At 64.9% G+C, this 15,391-nt stretch carries 13 protein-coding genes; 4 read left to right on the forward strand and 9 right to left on the reverse strand.

The window, feature by feature from the left end:
* Positions 1-278 precede the first annotated feature (278 nt).
* On the reverse strand, positions 279-545 hold the full coding sequence (locus JL811_RS11765) for a hypothetical protein (protein ID WP_202688809.1): 267 nt from the start codon (positions 543-545) through the stop codon (positions 279-281).
* Positions 535-3,411, reverse strand: coding sequence for a [protein-PII] uridylyltransferase family protein (locus tag JL811_RS11770; RefSeq protein ID WP_202688810.1), 2,877 nt, complete (start codon positions 3,409-3,411; stop codon positions 535-537). The genes JL811_RS11765 and JL811_RS11770 overlap by 11 nt, the downstream gene beginning before the upstream one ends.
* A 125-nt stretch (positions 3,412-3,536) precedes the next feature.
* On the opposite strand from JL811_RS11770, the gene JL811_RS11775 reads away from it, so the two are divergent.
* From JL811_RS11775 to JL811_RS11785, 3 genes are all read left to right on the forward strand, one after another.
* Positions 3,537-4,010, forward strand: coding sequence for a YbaK/EbsC family protein (locus tag JL811_RS11775; RefSeq protein WP_202688811.1), 474 nt, complete (start codon positions 3,537-3,539; stop codon positions 4,008-4,010).
* Between the two features lie 136 nt (positions 4,011-4,146).
* Positions 4,147-4,611 carry a DUF2852 domain-containing protein gene (locus tag JL811_RS11780; protein ID WP_202688812.1) on the forward strand — a complete coding sequence of 155 codons (465 nt, stop codon included), beginning with the start codon at positions 4,147-4,149 and terminating at the stop codon, positions 4,609-4,611.
* Positions 4,612-4,879: 268 nt separating this feature from the next.
* On the forward strand, positions 4,880-5,314 hold the full coding sequence (locus tag JL811_RS11785; protein ID WP_202688813.1) for an RDD family protein: 435 nt from the start codon (positions 4,880-4,882) through the stop codon (positions 5,312-5,314).
* A gap of 90 nt (positions 5,315-5,404) precedes the next feature.
* On the opposite strand, the gene JL811_RS11790 is transcribed toward JL811_RS11785, so the two are convergent.
* The 6 genes from JL811_RS11790 to JL811_RS11815 all read right to left on the reverse strand — a co-directional run bounded on the left by JL811_RS11790 (position 5,405) and on the right by JL811_RS11815 (position 13,273).
* Positions 5,405-6,376, reverse strand: a complete 972-nt coding sequence (locus JL811_RS11790) for a M14 family metallopeptidase (RefSeq protein ID WP_202688814.1) — start codon at positions 6,374-6,376, stop codon at positions 5,405-5,407.
* Positions 6,377-6,444: 68 nt separating this feature from the next.
* Positions 6,445-7,662: an NAD(P)/FAD-dependent oxidoreductase gene (locus tag JL811_RS11795; protein ID WP_202688815.1), complete on the reverse strand. Its 1,218-nt coding sequence runs from the start codon at positions 7,660-7,662 to the stop codon at positions 6,445-6,447.
* 5 nt (positions 7,663-7,667) lie between these two features.
* Positions 7,668-8,786, reverse strand: a complete 1,119-nt coding sequence (locus JL811_RS11800; RefSeq protein WP_202688816.1) for an ABC transporter ATP-binding protein — start codon at positions 8,784-8,786, stop codon at positions 7,668-7,670.
* The gene (locus JL811_RS11805) at positions 8,783-10,768 is read right to left on the reverse strand and encodes a dipeptide/oligopeptide/nickel ABC transporter permease/ATP-binding protein (RefSeq protein ID WP_202688817.1); all 1,986 of its coding nucleotides are present in this window, start codon (positions 10,766-10,768) and stop codon (positions 8,783-8,785) included. The genes JL811_RS11800 and JL811_RS11805 overlap by 4 nt, the downstream gene beginning before the upstream one ends.
* A complete protein-coding gene (locus JL811_RS11810) occupies positions 10,768-11,694 on the reverse strand; it encodes an ABC transporter permease (protein ID WP_202688818.1) in 927 nt (308 codons plus the stop codon). Before JL811_RS11810 ends, JL811_RS11805 begins: the two co-directional genes overlap by 1 nt.
* A gap of 40 nt (positions 11,695-11,734) precedes the next feature.
* Positions 11,735-13,273, reverse strand: coding sequence for an ABC transporter substrate-binding protein (locus JL811_RS11815; RefSeq protein ID WP_202688819.1), 1,539 nt, complete (start codon positions 13,271-13,273; stop codon positions 11,735-11,737).
* A gap of 225 nt (positions 13,274-13,498) precedes the next feature.
* Here JL811_RS11815 and JL811_RS11820 point away from each other — a divergent pair, with 225 nt between their 5' ends.
* Positions 13,499-14,398, forward strand: a complete 900-nt coding sequence (locus tag JL811_RS11820; RefSeq protein WP_202688820.1) for a LysR substrate-binding domain-containing protein — start codon at positions 13,499-13,501, stop codon at positions 14,396-14,398.
* A gap of 20 nt (positions 14,399-14,418) precedes the next feature.
* Here the strand turns inward: JL811_RS11820 and JL811_RS11825 are convergent, their stop codons facing one another.
* Entirely contained in the window at positions 14,419-15,348 is a 930-nt protein-coding gene (locus tag JL811_RS11825; protein WP_337924744.1) for a LysR substrate-binding domain-containing protein, read from the reverse strand.
* Between the last annotated feature and the right edge of the window lie 43 nt (positions 15,349-15,391).

A 15,391-nucleotide genomic window follows, 5' to 3' on the forward strand; every position in this document is an offset into this window, starting at 1 on the left:
CGGGTCTCCGCGCGGCGCAAGCACTCCGGAGCGGGTGGTTCATTCCCTGATGCCAAATGTCGGATGCGCCAGCGCAAAGACTCCCCCTGTAAGTCCATGTCGGCGCAATGCCCGCCCCATGGCGCTTGCGGCACTTGCGCGGCCTCGCGCTGGCCCCCGCCGCGACCAGGCCCGAAGCAGCGCGACAGGTTAGATCCTGCCCTGTAAACAAAGGGCCTCGCTGCGAGGATCGCTGCCAGATCCAGCGGGGCGCAGGTCAAATGTCCGGCCAATCTGCCTCAGCCCGCGACCCGCGCTGCCCTGCCGCCGCGCCGCCGCGCCTCGGGCGGGGCCTCCAGCCCGTCGGACAGGACCGCATTCATCGGATGACCGGGATTGGCCGCTGCATAGCGCGCGATCAGCAGGGCAATGGCCGCAGGCGGCGTCATCGCAGGCCCCAGCGACAGCGCCCAGTCGACAAAGATCGAGCGGCATTCGCCGGTGCTGATCCCCTCGATCCGATAGCTTTCGCGGATCAGCCCTTTCGGGTCCGCCTCATCCGTCATGTCCTGTCTCCTTCGCAGGCAAAATGCGTGCGATCACCGCTGCCGCCGCTATCGTCACCGTCTCCAGCCGGTCGGACAGGGCGGCGGCATCTGCCTTCTGCCCTTCCGCCTTCTGCCCTTCCGCCTTCTGCCCGTCAGCATGGGGATCAGATGGCCCCGTCCCCTGCCCCGTCTCCCGCAGCAGGAAGGCCCGTGCGCCCTCCCCCAGTTCGGCCATTTCCAGCGTCCCCTCGGTCAGAAGCCGCGTTCCCGCCTGCAGCCGCCAGCACAGTCTGTAGGCGTCCAGCAGGGTCTGCTCATCCGTTTGCGACAGGATAGCGCCCCGGACGCCCGCGCGCAGTTGCGCCTCGATGCGCCGCGCCGGATCGCCCGTGCGCAGCGCGCAGGTCTGGGCCAGAAGCTCGACATCCATCAGCCGGCCCGGGCCGTTCCTTGCCTCCCAGGATCCGCGCGCCGGTTTCGCCTCGGCCAGTCTGCGGCGCATATCGGCCACATCGGTCAGCACGCTGTCGCCCTGCCCCTTGGCGGCCAGAACCTCACGCCGGAAGGCCTCGACCTCGGCACCCAGTTCCGCATCCCCTGCCAGCACCCTTGCCCGCGTCAGCGCCAGATGTTCCCAGGTCCAGGCCTCTTCAAGCTGATAGTTGCGGAACGAGGCCAGTGCGGTGGCAACCGGCCCCTGCCGCCCCGAGGGGCGCAGCCGCATGTCCAGTTCATAAAGCCGCCCCTCGGCCATCGGCGCGGTGACGGCGGTCACCAGCGCCTGCGTGAACCGCGCATAATAGGGCCGGACGGCCAGCGGGCGCGGCCCCTCGGACGCTTCCGCATCCCCCGCGTCATAAATGACGATGACATCCAGATCGGACCCGGCATTCAGCCGCCCCGCCCCAAGGCTGCCCATGCCCAGAAGGCAGGCGCCGCGCCCCGGTGGCGGCCCGTGCCGCCCCGCGAATTCCGTGGCCACAACCGGAAACAGCGCGACCAGAACCGCCTCGGCCAGATCGGCATATTGCTTGCCCGCCTCGAAGGCGTCGATCACGCCCCGCAGCAGATGCACACCGACGCGGAAATGCCATTCCTTCATCCAGCGCCGCGCGGCATCCAGTTTGCGCTCATAATCCTCGATGCCCGACAGGGCCGCACCCAGTTCCGCAGCAAGCCCGCGCGCGCCGGGCCAGTCGGAAAAGAAACTGCCGCCGATCACAGCATCCAGCACCGCCGAATTGCGCGACAGGTAGCGCGCCAGCGCCGGAGAGGTCGCAGCGATATCCACGATCAGATCGACAAGCTGCGGATTGGCCTCGAACAGCGAAAATATCTGCACCCCCGCCGGAAGGCCCGACAGAAAGCCGTCAAAGGCGATCAGCGCCTCATCGGGATTGGCCGCGCGCTGCAGGCGGGTCAGAAGCCCCGGACGCACCCGGCGGAAAATCGCCCCAGCGCGTTCTGACCGCAGCGCCGGATAGCCTTTCCACCCCTCGACGATCTTGCGTGCGGTCTCTGACAAGTTCGGGCCTTCTTCGGCCTCGGCCGGGGCAAAGAACCCCTCGGTCAGATGATCCGTCCGTTCCAGCCGCGCCTTCAGCCCCGCGCGCCATGTCGCGACATCCGCCGCGCCGTCCAGATGGGCAATGCGCGCAACGCCCTTGGGGGTGGCGGGCATTTCCTGCGTCTGGGCGTCATGCACCATCTGCAGGCGATGCTCTACCTCACGATGCGCGCGATAAAGCGTCGCCAGTTCCCGGGCCGTCGCCTCGGGCAGCCAGCCCTTGCGCGCCAGCGCCGCCAGCCCCCCCAGAGTGGTGCGGTCGCGCAGCGACGGGTCGCGCCCCCCGGCAATCAATTGCCGGGTCTGAACGAAAAACTCGATCTCCCGGATGCCGCCGACGCCCAGTTTGATGTTATGACCCTCGATCTGCACCGGGCCATGCAGCCCGCGATGGTCGCGGATCCGCAGGCGCATGTCATGGGCGTCCTGAATCGCCACGAAATCCAGATGCTTGCGCCAGACAAACGGCGACAGCGTGCGCAGAAATCGTTCGCCAGCCGCGACATCGCCCGCACAGGGCCGCGCCTTTATCCATGCCGCGCGCTCCCATGTGCGGCCGACGCTTTCATAGTAGTTCTCGGCCGCCGCCATCGACAGGCAGACGGGCGTTACCGCCGCATCGGGACGCAGGCGCAGATCGGTGCGGAAGACATACCCCTCATCCGTGCGGTCCGCGATCAGCGCACACAGCTTGCGGGTGACGCGGATGAAGGCTGCGCGGGCCTCTTGCGCGTCGCTGCCCGGATAGCGGGTTTCGTCGAAAAGACAGATCAGGTCGATATCCGAGGAATAGTTCAACTCTCCCGCGCCCATCTTGCCCATGGCGAAGATCACCATGCCTGCCGCCGTCGCCGCATCCTCGGGCGTGGCCCCGGGGATCTTGCCACGGCGGATCTCATCGGCGACCAGATGACGCAATGCCACCGAGAGGGCACCATCGGCCAGCCGCGTTAGCGCCGAGGTGACGGTTTCCAGCGGCCAGACGCCCCCCAGATCGGCAAGGGCCGCCAGCAGGGCCACCCGGCGCTTGGCGCGGCGCAGTTCTGCCCCCAACCCCTCAGCCGGAAGATCGCGCAGGCGGAAAAGCTCGGTCTCCAGCGCGGTTTCGGGGCTCAGCGCAAAGGCCGCGCGCAGCCAGCCCTCCTCGCGCTGCATCAGGTCGGCCAGAAAGGGGCTGCCCCCCGCCGTGCCCGCCAGCAGATCGCGCAGGCCCTTGGACAGACCGGAAAAACGCGCCGCTGCATCCTCTGCCGCATCGGCATCATGCGGAACGGGGCAACGGGACAGGCGACGGGTAAAAGGCAGATGCGATGTCATACCCGCAATCTGGCGAAGGGCGGTTGCCGCGTCAATCGCCCTGCGCAGTGCCCAAGCGGGCCGGGCCTTGCGGCCCGCGCCGCCTGCCGGAATAAAAGCGACACAGAACCGAAAGGACAGGATCCATGGGAAAAAGCCTTGAACGCGTGCGCCGCGCGCTGGTCGCGGCGGGGCTGGCCGACACGATCCGCGAAGCGGGGCAGGAAAGCCGCACCGCCGCGCTGGCCGCCGAGGCCATCGGGTGCGAGATCGACCAGATCGCCAAGTCGATCCTGTTCCGGGGGGAAAGTTCGGGCGCGCTCTGGCTGTTCGTCACGGCGGGCGGGCGGCGCGTCGAGATGGGCCGCGCCGCTGAACTGTCTGGGGAACCCTTGGGACAGGCCGAGGCGACGCAGATCCGGCAGGTGACAGGCTTTGCCATCGGCGGTGTCGCCCCTCTGGGGCATCTGACTCCGCCGCGCGGTTTCTTTGACCGGCGGCTGACCGATTTCGCGACGGTCTGGGCGGCTGCGGGCACGCCGCTGCATGTCTTTGCCGCCGGTCCGGCGCTGCTAGCGCCCGCATGCGGCTTGCTGATTGAAGATTTTTCTGTTCAATAACAAATCATTAAAATAACAACCCATCAAACACCTCCTCGATGTAAAAAACTTTAACATGAACCCTTGAAATAACGACCTGTCATGGCAATCTTCGTAATGTGAATGGACTAAACATCACCCCAACGGAGAGACGCGCATGACCTATACCGCGACTAACACGACGACCGGCGGCCTGACCCGCCCGCTGCGCCGCGCCGAGGCCTGGCTTGATGATCGCGGCCGCGCCGGCTGGATCGTGGCCATGATCCTTGGCTTCATCTTCTTCTGGCCGGTCGGCCTTGCGCTGCTGGCCTATATCACCTGGACCAATCGCTGGAGCAAAAGCATGTTCAAATTCAACGGCTGCGCCACCCGCACCTCGCATTCCTTCAAGTCCGCCAACAGCGGCAACAGCGCCTTTGACGCCTACCGCAGCGAAACGATCCGCCGTCTTGAGGAAGAACAGGTCGCCTTCGAGGCTTTCCTGAAGCGGCTGCGCGATGCCCGCGACAAGCAGGAATTCGATGCCTTCATGGAAGACCGCGCCCGGGCCAACAGTGATGCGAAGGCCGACGCCGAGCCCAAGGATGACGCGACCCGCAAGGATATCGCGGCCTATTGACCGGCTCTGATTGTTGCGCCCTGACGGGATGCCCGCGCCCGCCCGGTCCGCCGGGCGGGACTTTGCCATGAAGACCCGCCCTTGGGCACAGCCGAAGGGAACCGCAATGCCGGTTTTCCGTTTCCCCATTGCCAAAGGCGCCGCAACGCGGTCTTGCCATGCCCTGCGGACAGACCGCCACCACGCCCCTCCAAAGCGGCCCGAGAGGCCGGACCCTGCCCCGACCCTTCGATCCCATCCTGACCCCTATTCCTGATCCGGTGACCCGATGATGCTTCCCGACCCCGACCATCAGCCCGAATTCTATGCCGGTGTCGCCGCGAAACGCGGCATGGCCTGGCTGGTCGATACGCTGCTGGCGGCATTGCTGACCGCGCTGATCGTGCCCTTCACCGCCTTTACCGGGCTGTTCTTCCTGCCACTTCTCTATGCGGTGGTCAGCTTTTTCTATCGCTGGCTGTCGATTGCGCGAGGTTCGGCCACGCCGGGGATGCGCCTGACGGGGATCGAGTTCCGCCGCGCCGACGGCACGACCTTCGACGGTATGACGGCGCTGCTGCATACGGCGGGCTATGTGATCAGCTTTTCGATGGTGCTGCCGCAGATCCTGTCAGTCGCGCTGATGCTGTTCAGCGCACGTGGTCAGGGGCTGACCGATCATGTGCTGGGCAGCGTGGCCTTGAACCGTCCTTCGCGTTTTTAAGGTATTTGCGGCAGGATCCGGTGCCGCCGGGGTCATTCCGACCCGGCGGCACCGTCCCGCACGGCAAGCTGCAAGTGACGGGGAGCGTCGTCAGGCCCGCAGCGTGCCGGTGTTGCAGATCAGTTCGCCCTTGCGGATGAAAAACCGCGCCCGCTGGCGCAGGACGATCCCCGGCCCCTTGGCGCGGATCTCGACCGGGGTGCCAGTGCGGCCATGGGCGGGATGGATCACCGCCAGCAGATCACCCGTCGCCACCTCGGCCCCGAGCGGCACGCGATGTTCCACGATGCCGTCACCCTCGGCCATGTGGTTGTTGTCCTTGCGGACATCGACGCGGATCGCGGTGGAATTGCCTGGGCTTTCCGCGCCCTTGGTCAGCACGCCATAAGCCTTCAGCCCGCGCAGGATGCCGTCGCGCATGATCGCCACCTCTTCGGTCCGCACGGCACCGCCGCCGCCGCCCTCGATCTCGACCGAGGCGACACCGGCCAGCGGCGATGCCCCTGCCGAAGTGCTGGCAATGCCTTCGACATATTCGATATAGGGATAACCCCAGCTGTCGAGGATGCCTTCCAGCGCCGCATTGTCGATGCTGCATTTATCCGAGGTGAAGCCGAAAACCATGGGAACGACATTGTAATCCCCCCCGCCCGCATGGACATCGACCAGAAGATCGGCCTGCGGGAAGACGACATCATGCAGGAAGGCCGACATGCGCTCGGTCACGCTGCCCTCCGCCTTGCCCGGAAAGGTCCGGTTCATGTTCTGCCCGTCCTCGGGGGAAATGCGCTGGCCGCGCTGGGATGCGGACGGGTTGATCGTCGGGATGATGATCAGCCGCCCGCGCACATCCTGGGGCTGGATCTCGTTGACAAGCTGGCGCAGCACGATCTGCGCCTCGTATTCATCGCCATGGATGCCGCCGCACAGGATCACGCGCGGCCCCTCGCCATTGTTGATCGTGCAGATCACATCCTCCTGCAGCCCGTCGATACCGGGGGTGATCGCAGTCAGATCGAGGATCGTTTTGCCGGGCGCATCGGGGTTGAAACCGTCGAGCATCGGGAACTCCATTCTTGCAAAGGGTCTGGTGCCGCCGGACATCACCGGCGGCACGCGGGATTGTGGGATCAGGCGGCGCGGAAGCTGCGGCGCAGATCGTCCAGCACGGCATTGGTCGTCATGGACGGATCGACGAAGCGGCGCACGGTGAAGGGGTCAAGCTCGGCCGGTTTCTCGCCGCTCAGCGCCCATTGCGTGATGTAATGGGTGAAGCCCAGCGAGATGGCAAAGCCGTGGCCTGACCAGGCATAGCCGTAAATCGTGTTGGTCAGGTTCGCAGGCTTGTCCACGATCGGGATATTGTCCACCGCAACCGTATCGGCGCGCGATGCATCGACCGAAACGAATTTGGACCGGTCGATGAAGGGCATGGTCTGAATCGCATCGTTCAGGTTGATCGCGGTCGCGCTGAGCGAGCCTTCCAGCCTGCCCTCGGCATCATGGGTCACCGAGACGCCGCCCGACAGCATGATCGTGCCATCGGGAAGCTGCTTGATCGCAAGGCGGCGGTGCATATGGCCCAGCAGATGGTTGACTTTGCGCTGTTCGGGATTGGTCACATACATCATCTGCGGCATCAGATTGAACACCGGGGTCAGTTCGTCCTTGCGCAGAACGGGCGCCAGCAGCGCCTTGGTGCCCGCATTGGCCGTCAGGATCAGTTGCCCGGTCACCGGGACAATCTCACCATCGGCCAGTTTCACGCCGGTCGCGGCAGTATTGCGATGCAGGATCTCGACCACCTTGACGCCGCGACGCACCACCGCACCCAGTTTTTCGGCCTGACGCGCGAATTGCTGTGTCGCGAAAGTATGATCGCCCACCCCGTCATTGGGACACCAGAGCGCGCCCAGAATGCCCGGCGAAAGTTCCGGCTCCTTGGCCAGCGTCTCATCCCGCGACAGGAATTGCGTCGGATTGCCAAGCGCGGTCTGCACCGCCGCGCGGGCCTCCATCACGCCCCGGATTTCATGTTCCCGCTGGCCGTAAGGCTTGTCGATGATGGTCAGCCCGCCGACCCGGCGATAGCCTACGCCGCCTTGGATGGTTTCCTGAAACTGCCGCCAGCGTTCCAGCGAGACCGAGACGATGGGCAATTCGCGGATGTCGCGGCCATTGGCGCGCACACCGCGTTCCCCGGGACCGCCCGAGGCGCCATCCGCGACCTCTCCCGCCTCAAGCAGCAGAACGCTTTTGCCCGCATGGGACAGGTCATGGGCAAGGCTGGCCCCATAGATGCCACCGCCCACGATGACGAAATCGAAACTTCCGGATGTGGTTGTCATGCTGTTCAACGTCCTTTGTCTTGCAGATCTGCCGCATCGGTTGCGGCGGTTTCGGGGGGCTGGCCGGAGCCGGCGAAATGGCAGGTCACGGCGACGGGTTCGGCTCCGGGCTGGCGCGGTTCGGGAACCTCAGCGGCGCATAGGGCCGGGATCGCGCTGCCCTCGACCGTGACACGTTCGCCCGGGGGCAAACGCGGGCCCAGATCACGGGCCAGCGGGCAACGGGTATGGAAGGTGCAGCCGGGCGGCATGGCCACCGGACTGGGAACCGAGCCTTGCAGGATCTCGACGGGGCGGGATTTCTCATGCTCGGGATCGACACCCGCGACGGCGGCCAGCAGGCTGCGGGTATAGGGGTGGACCGGATGGTTGCAGACCTGCCGGGCCGGGCCGATTTCGACAAAACGGCCCAGATACATCACGCCGACATCATCAGCCATGAAGCCGACCAGCGACAGGTCATGCGTGATGATGACATAGGTCAGATCCAGCGCCTTTTGCAGATCCATCAGCAGGTTGATAATCTGCGCCTGCACCGACACATCCAGCGCCGAGACAGGTTCATCCAGCACCAGAACGGTGGGTTTGCAGATCACCCCCCGGGCGATGGCGACGCGCTGGCGCTGCCCACCCGAAAGCGCATTGGGATAGCGGTCCAGATGGCTGATGCTGAGACCGACCTGACGGACCACCTCTTCGATGCGGCGGTCCTGTTCGTCGCGGTCGCGGCACAGGTCATGCACGATCAGCGCCTCACGCAGCGTGGCACGCACGGTCATGCGTGGATCAAGGGAGGCATGCGGATCCTGCAGCACCAGTTGCACCTTGCGGCGCATCTGGCGGCGCTGCGCATCGTCCAGTGCGGCAAGATCGGTGCCGTCCATCACCACCTCGCCCTCGGTCGCGCGCAGCAGGCCGACAATGGCGCGGGCCAGCGTGCTTTTGCCCGAACCGGATTCGCCCACGATGGCAAAGCAACTGCCGCGCGGGATGCGGAAGGATACGCCATCCACCGCGCGGACCGGCGGCAGCACCCGGCGGGAGAACAGCCCGCCCCGCACCGGGAAATGCACTTTCAGATCGCGGGCGGTGATGGCATCGCCGGAAAGGGTCAGATCGGTCATGCCCCGGTCTCCTCGGCAAAGTGGCAGGCGGTGGTCTGGGCCCCGACAGGGCGCAGCTCCGGCACCGCCTCGGCGCAAAGACTGCGCCCGTCACAGCGGCCACAGCGGGGCCGGAAGGCACAGCCATCGGGCAGCTTGCCGATATTCGGCGGCTCACCCGGAATGGCGGGCAGGCTGCGCAACCCGCGCGCGGCAGCAACCGAAGGCGCGGAGTCGCGCAGCGACAGCGTGTAGGGATGGCGCGGCGCGCGGAACACCTCGGCCACCTCGCCCGCCTCGACGATGCGGCCCGCATACATCACGCCCACATCATCGGCATAGCGCGCAACAAGCCCCAGATCATGGGTGACCAGCAGGATCGCCATGCCGCGCTTGCGCTGCATGTCCCGCAGCAGCGCAAGGATCTGTTGCTGGATCGTGACATCCAGTGCGCTTGTCGGTTCATCCGCCAGCAACACCTGCGGATCCTGCGCCAGCGCCATCGCGATGATGATGCGCTGCTTCATGCCGCCGGAAAACTGATGCGGATACATGGCAAGCCGCTTTTCCGGGTCCGAGATATTGACGTCCTCCAGCAAGGCGATGCTGCGCGACCGGATCTCGTCAGGCGACAGGCTGCTGCCGGTGCGCAAGGCCTCACCGATCTGGTCGCCGATGGTCAGAACCGGGTTCAGCGCGCTGGCCGCATCCTGAAACACGACCCCGATCTTCTGGCGCCGCAACTCGCGGATCTGGCGGGTGTTCAGTCGTTCGACCTGCTGACCGCCGACCGTCACACTGCCGCCACTGATCGCGGCACGTCCCTGCGGCAGCAGCGTGGCGATGGCCCGCAACAGGGTGCTTTTGCCCGATCCGCTTTCGCCGACGATTGCCAGCGTCCGCCCTGCCTCGATCCGCAGCGACACGCCGCGCACCACTTCCAGCGGTCCATCTTCCGTCAGATAGGCGACATGCAGATTGCGCGTCTCGACCGGGGCCGCACTGGCCGCGGCATCGGCGTCAGACAGGCGCTGCGCAATGCCCCGCGCCCCGTTCATCCATGCCCCTGCCCCGCGTTTCTGCACCTTGGGCGCGCTGGGGTCATAGACACTGCGCAGTGCCTCACCCAGCAGGTTGAAGGCCAGCGCCGACACCGCCAGAAACAACCCCGCAAAGGTCGCCAGATGCGGATGGGTGCGGATATAGGACCGGCTTTCGCCCAGCATCGTGCCCCATTCGGGATTGGGCGGCTGCGTCCCCAGCCCGAGAAAACCCAGGCCCGAAGCGGTCAGCAGCGTCGAGGCGAACAAGAGGCTGGACAGCGTCAGCAGGATGCCCGCGATATTGGGCAGAACATGGCGCAACACGACCCGGGTGGGGGAGCATCCCAGCGAAACGCTGCCCTCGATATAGGGTTCGGCCAGGGTCGACAGCGTCACCGCCCGCGCGGTCCGCGCAAAGACGGGAACGGATACCAGACCGACGGCGAAGATCACATTCTGCGTGCTGGCCCCCAGCACCGCCACCACGGCCAGTGCAAAGACGATATCGGGAAAGGACAGCATCACATCGACGGCACGCATGGTCAAAAAGTCGATCTTCCCACCGCGCCAGGCTGACAGCACCCCCAGCGGCACACCGATCACGAAGGCGACCAGCACGCCGCCGATCCCGATGCCCAGTGAGGTTCGGGCACCTGTCACGATCCGGCTGAAGACATCGCGGCCCAGTTCATCCGTGCCGAACCAATGCGTTGAGGACGGAGGTTGCAAAGTCGCGATGAAGCTTTGCGCATAAGGGTCATGCGTCGCGATCCAGGGCGCGAAAAGGGCGATCACGGCATAGAACAGCACCAGCGCAAGGCCGATCATGCCCTTGGGCTGCCGCAGGATCTGGCGCAACTGGCTCCAGCGCGGGGGGGCGGGGGCGATCTCGGGCGCCTGTGGCAGGGTGCCGGCGGTGACCTGCATCTGCGGGGCGATTGCGGGTTCGGAACGGCGCATCAGCGGGCCCTCACATTCTGACGCATGCGCGGATCCAGCCAAAGCGTGATGAGATCCGTCACAAGGTTGATGACCACGAAGAAGAAGGCGAACATCAGGATGGAATACTGGATGACCGGGTAATCGGCCCGCGACACCGCATCGACCAAGAGCCGCCCGATGCCGGGAATGCCGAACACGGTTTCGGTGATGACCGATCCGCCCAGCATCGCGCCGAACTGCACGCCCGCCACGCTGACCGCCGCCACAAGCGAATTGCGCAGCGCATGGCGCAGGATCACCTGTGCCTCCGTCAGGCCCTTGGAGCGCGCGGTATCCAGATAGTCCCGGCCCATCACCTCCAAAAGGCTTGCGGTCACCAGACGGCTGAAGGTCGCGGCGGGCCGGGTGGCCACGGCAAGGATCGGCAGGACGAAATGCCGCCAGCTTTCCGCCCCTGCCGCCGGAAGCCAGCCCAGATGCACCGCAAAAAGCCAGATGCACAAAAGGCCCAGCCAGTAGATCGGCATCGAAATGCCCCCCAGCGTCAGGATGGTGATGACGGTATCCACCCATGTGCCCTGACGCAGCGCGCAGATGATGCCGGTGGTGGTACCGAGGATCACGCCCAGCGCCAGCCCGCCGATGGCGATGATCAGCGTATTGGGCAGCCGTTCGCTGATCTCGGTCGCAACGGGGCGGCCGGTGCGCAGCGAGACAGCGATATCGGGATCGAACAGCCCCCCGACAAAGTGCAGATAACGCTGGGGGCCGGGCTCATTCAGGCCCATCCGGTCGCGGATGACCTCGACCTCGTCCTGACTGGCCATCGGCCCGGCGAGAATTCTCGCCGGGTCGCCGGGAATGAGGTCCACGAACCAGAACACCAGCAGGGACACGATGAACAGTGTTGGCAAAGCGGCTGCAAGCCGGTTCAGGACAAACATTTCCCTGTCTCCGAATAAGGGCTTCGGGATGAACGAACGATCACTCGGTCAGGCGGACCTGATCGAAATTCATCGTCTCGTTCGGCTGGACCTCAAAGCCCGACACGCTGTCGGCCACGCCCAGCGCCTGTTTCTGATACCACAGGAAGACAAAGGGCTGGGTGTCCCAGATGATGTCCTGGATCTCGCCATAGATCTCGCGCTGCTTGTCGATATCTGTGGTCGAGCGTCCGGCCAGCAGCAACTCGTCCACCTTGGGATCGCTGAACCCGGTCGTATTGGCGCTGACCCCGGTGCTGAACAGACGGAAGAGAGTGAAGTCGATCCCCGCCGTCGCCCGGCCCAGCAGTGCCATGTTGTCGGTCCGGTCGGCAGGCGGCGTGGCCGCGACATTCGACCAGGTGCCGCGATCGACGATATTGGCCTTGGCGTTCACGCCGATGGCCTGAAACTGCGCCTGTACTGCCTGACAGACCTGCACATCCTTGATGTAGCGGCCCGTCGGGCAGGTCATGGTCAGTTCGATCTGCCCGGGCTGGTATCCTGCCTCGGCGATCAGTTCCTTGGCGCGGACCGGATCGAAGGGGATGGGATCATAGGTGCGGCGGAGTTCATCCTGCGTGCCCGGTCCGACCATCCCGACCGAGACGGTGCCCAAGCCCCCCAGAATGCCCTGCACCATGCCCTCACGGTCCAGCGACAGGTTCAGCGCCTCGCGCACCTTGGGGTCTTCCAGCGGACCGCGCAGCACCAGTTCCATATTGATCGAGAACATCGAGGGCGGCTGGATCACCTCGGCCTGGGGCAAGGCGTTGATCGTCTCGACGGCCTCGGGTGGTACCCGTTCGACGATATGCACTTCGCCGGTTTCCATCAGGGCCATGCGCGATCCGTCCTCGGGCACGACCAGAAAGTCGATGGCCTCCAGCGTTGCCGGGTAATCACCCTGATAGGTCGGGTTCGGCACCAGCCGGTAGCGTTCACCGCCCACAAAACTTTCCACCAGATAGGGGCCGCTGCCGACGGGCATGCGGCTGTATTCCGCCCCCATCGTCTCAATGGCCTTGGTGTTCACGATGGTTGCCGTGGTCGAGGAAAGCAGCAGCAGGATATGGCCGTTCGGCGTGGCCATCTTGAATTCGACCGTCGTATCGTCGGTCGCCACGGCCTCACCGATGGAGGAATAAAGCCCGCGATAGATTGCCCCCACTTCCGGGTCCAGCAGGCGGTTGAACGAGGCTGCAACCGCCGCCGCATCCAGCGGATCGCCATTGCTGAACACACGGTCCGGCTTGATCTTCACGGTGAAGGTCATGCCATCGTCCGAGAACCCCCATTCCTCGGCCAGTTCGGGCAGGACGTTGTTCTGATTGTCCAGCCGGAACAAGCCTTCAAGCACCAGCTTGTCGACCGTGTTGCCGGTCGGCAAGTCGTTGAAATGCGGATCGAAGGTTTCGGGATCGGCCCCGACCGCCACGCGCAAGACCCCCTCTGGGGCAGCGAAAAGCGCGCCTGCCGATACGCTGAGGCTCAGGGCGGTGGCGGCACTGATGAAGAAACGCGTCATAGTTCCGGGCATTGGGTGTCCTCCTTGTCGAACACGGGTTTCCGAGACCGGGCCCAAGGGCCGCTCGGGTGGGTTTTGCGGTTATTCAGAGCGCGCCAGTCGGTCCGCGCACCCTGTTCCGGCTTTGCCTTTGCGGGTCTGTCATTGGTGATTCCCTGCCCGCCTCCGGAAAAGCTATCGCGCTTGCAGATGCAAATAAAATTCATAATATTGTCATGGAAATAACCTGGAGTTATGATGCTCAATCTCAGACAGATCGAGATCTTCAAGGCGATCATGGAGGCGGGGTCAATCACCCGCGCCTCGGCGCTGATGAATGTCTCGCAGCCCGCGGTCACGAAATCCCTGCAATTGCTGGAGATTGATCTGGGGCTGAAACTGTTCACCCGCACGCCCAAGGGGCTGGTGCCCAGCTATGAAGCCCGCGCCTTCTATACCGAGGTGGAGCGGTCCTTTACCGGGCTCGCCTCGCTCAACCGCTTTGCGCAGGATCTGCGGTCGATGCGGCATGAACGGCTGGTCGTGAACGTGATTCCGGCCCTGTCGCATCGCTGGATGCCCGAGATCGTGGCCGGATTCCTGCAGAAATATCCCGAGGCGTCCTTGTCCTTTCACGCCTCCTCCTCACCCCACACGGCGCAACTGGTCGGGCAGCGCCATGTCGATCTGGGCATCGCGCAATCGCGGATCGAGGATCCGTCGATTGAACGGACCCTGCTGATGCATCTGCCCGTGGTCTGCGTCATTCCCGAAAACAATCCACTGGCGCGTGAAGAGGTCATTACCCCGCAATTGCTGCGCAATCAGGATTTCATCGGCCTGTCACGGCAGGATATCGTGACCCAGCAGCTTGAGGCGCATTTTGCCGCCGCCGGGGTGGAACTGCGCATGCGGGTCGAGGCGGCACTGGCGCTTTCGGTCAAGGCGCTGGTCAACCGGGGGCTGGGCGTCGGCCTGATCGACGCCGAAAGCGCCGCCGTGCCGTCGGCCGAAGGCACGGTCATCCGGCCTTTCCGCCCGCTGGTGCAGATGCCGATCTATCTTCTGCGCCTGCGCGATCACGCGACCTCATTGCTGGAACAATGCTTCGTCCAGCATGTGATCGACCACGGTTATCCAGCGGGCAAGGACAGCTGACCGGGGTGGTTATCCGGTGCCTAGAATTCCCAGTCCAGTGCCGTGACCTCGGGCAGCGGTTCGGCCAGCGCGCCGCGCAGATAGGCCAGAAACTGGTCGCGGATCGCCGAGGCCGGGCGCAGCTTGGGGATCAGCAGGTTGGACACGGTATGGATCGGCGGGCGCAGCCGCGCCACCTTCACCCCCGCCGCAACCGGCCCGGTCGCGGTCAGCGGCCCGACCAGCGACACCCCTGCCCCGTCGCGCACGAAACCGCAGACCGCCGCCGCCAGCGCCACCCGCCCGACAATGCGCCGCGTCACCCCGGCCTTTAGGAAATATTCGTCGATCTTGTAGCTCAGCCGGTCGTCATGGCCCATCGACACGAATTCCTCCCCCTCCAGATCGCGGGGGCGCAACTCCTCGCGCCCGGCAAGGTGATGTCCGGGCGGCATCAGAACCACCAGATTCTCGCGCAGCAGCGGCACCGAGATCACATCGGGATGGTTGACCGGCAACATGCTGATGCCAAGGTCGAATTGCTGCGCAATGGCCATATCGCTGAGACGCGGCGAGGACCGGATCAGCAGGGTCGAGGCCGCGCCCGGATTCTGCCGCTGAAACCGGTTGAGAACCTGCGGCATCAGGTCGATCGCAAGTGCTGGGTAACAGGCGATGGTCAGCTTGGTATGCACCATCGCCTTGAGATCCTCGGCAAGACGGCCAAGGCGGCTGAGGTTGAGGAACAGATTCTCCGCCTCGTCCAGATACAGATGTGCCTCAGCCGTGGGCAGAACGCGCTGACGCTGCCGCTCAAACAGGCGCAATCCGCATTCCGCCTCCAGCGACTGGATCAGTTTGCTGACCGCAGGCTGGGTCAGATGCAGCGCATCCGCCGCGCGAGAGATGCTGCGGCTTTCCATAACTGCCTTGAATGCCTGTAATTGTCGCAATGTGGGCATGGCGTTCATTCCATAAAGTTATGAGAACCTGATATTTATGAATTTGACTTCA

The sequence above is a fragment of the Szabonella alba genome (assembly GCF_016765775.1).
In the GTDB taxonomy this organism is placed as follows: domain Bacteria; phylum Pseudomonadota; class Alphaproteobacteria; order Rhodobacterales; family Rhodobacteraceae; genus Szabonella; species Szabonella alba.

What these genes read in the sequence shown, in the direction of transcription:
- JL811_RS11765 (WP_202688809.1), bottom strand. Translation starts at nt 545, where the DNA reads ATGACGGATGAGGCGGACCCGAAAGGGCTGATCCGCGAAAGCTATCGG.
- JL811_RS11770 (WP_202688810.1), bottom strand. Translation starts at nt 3,411, where the DNA reads ATGACATCGCATCTGCCTTTTACCCGTCGCCTGTCCCGTTGCCCCGTT.
- JL811_RS11775 (WP_202688811.1), top strand. Translation starts at nt 3,537, where the DNA reads ATGGGAAAAAGCCTTGAACGCGTGCGCCGCGCGCTGGTCGCGGCGGGG.
- JL811_RS11780 (WP_202688812.1), top strand. Translation starts at nt 4,147, where the DNA reads ATGACCTATACCGCGACTAACACGACGACCGGCGGCCTGACCCGCCCG.
- JL811_RS11785 (WP_202688813.1), top strand. Translation starts at nt 4,880, where the DNA reads ATGATGCTTCCCGACCCCGACCATCAGCCCGAATTCTATGCCGGTGTC.
- JL811_RS11790 (WP_202688814.1), bottom strand. Translation starts at nt 6,376, where the DNA reads ATGCTCGACGGTTTCAACCCCGATGCGCCCGGCAAAACGATCCTCGAT.
- JL811_RS11795 (WP_202688815.1), bottom strand. Translation starts at nt 7,662, where the DNA reads ATGACAACCACATCCGGAAGTTTCGATTTCGTCATCGTGGGCGGTGGC.
- JL811_RS11800 (WP_202688816.1), bottom strand. Translation starts at nt 8,786, where the DNA reads ATGACCGATCTGACCCTTTCCGGCGATGCCATCACCGCCCGCGATCTG.
- JL811_RS11805 (WP_202688817.1), bottom strand. Translation starts at nt 10,768, where the DNA reads ATGCGCCGTTCCGAACCCGCAATCGCCCCGCAGATGCAGGTCACCGCC.
- JL811_RS11810 (WP_202688818.1), bottom strand. Translation starts at nt 11,694, where the DNA reads ATGTTTGTCCTGAACCGGCTTGCAGCCGCTTTGCCAACACTGTTCATC.
- JL811_RS11815 (WP_202688819.1), bottom strand. Translation starts at nt 13,273, where the DNA reads ATGCCCGGAACTATGACGCGTTTCTTCATCAGTGCCGCCACCGCCCTG.
- JL811_RS11820 (WP_202688820.1), top strand. Translation starts at nt 13,499, where the DNA reads ATGCTCAATCTCAGACAGATCGAGATCTTCAAGGCGATCATGGAGGCG.
- JL811_RS11825 (WP_337924744.1), bottom strand. Translation starts at nt 15,348, where the DNA reads ATGAACGCCATGCCCACATTGCGACAATTACAGGCATTCAAGGCAGTT.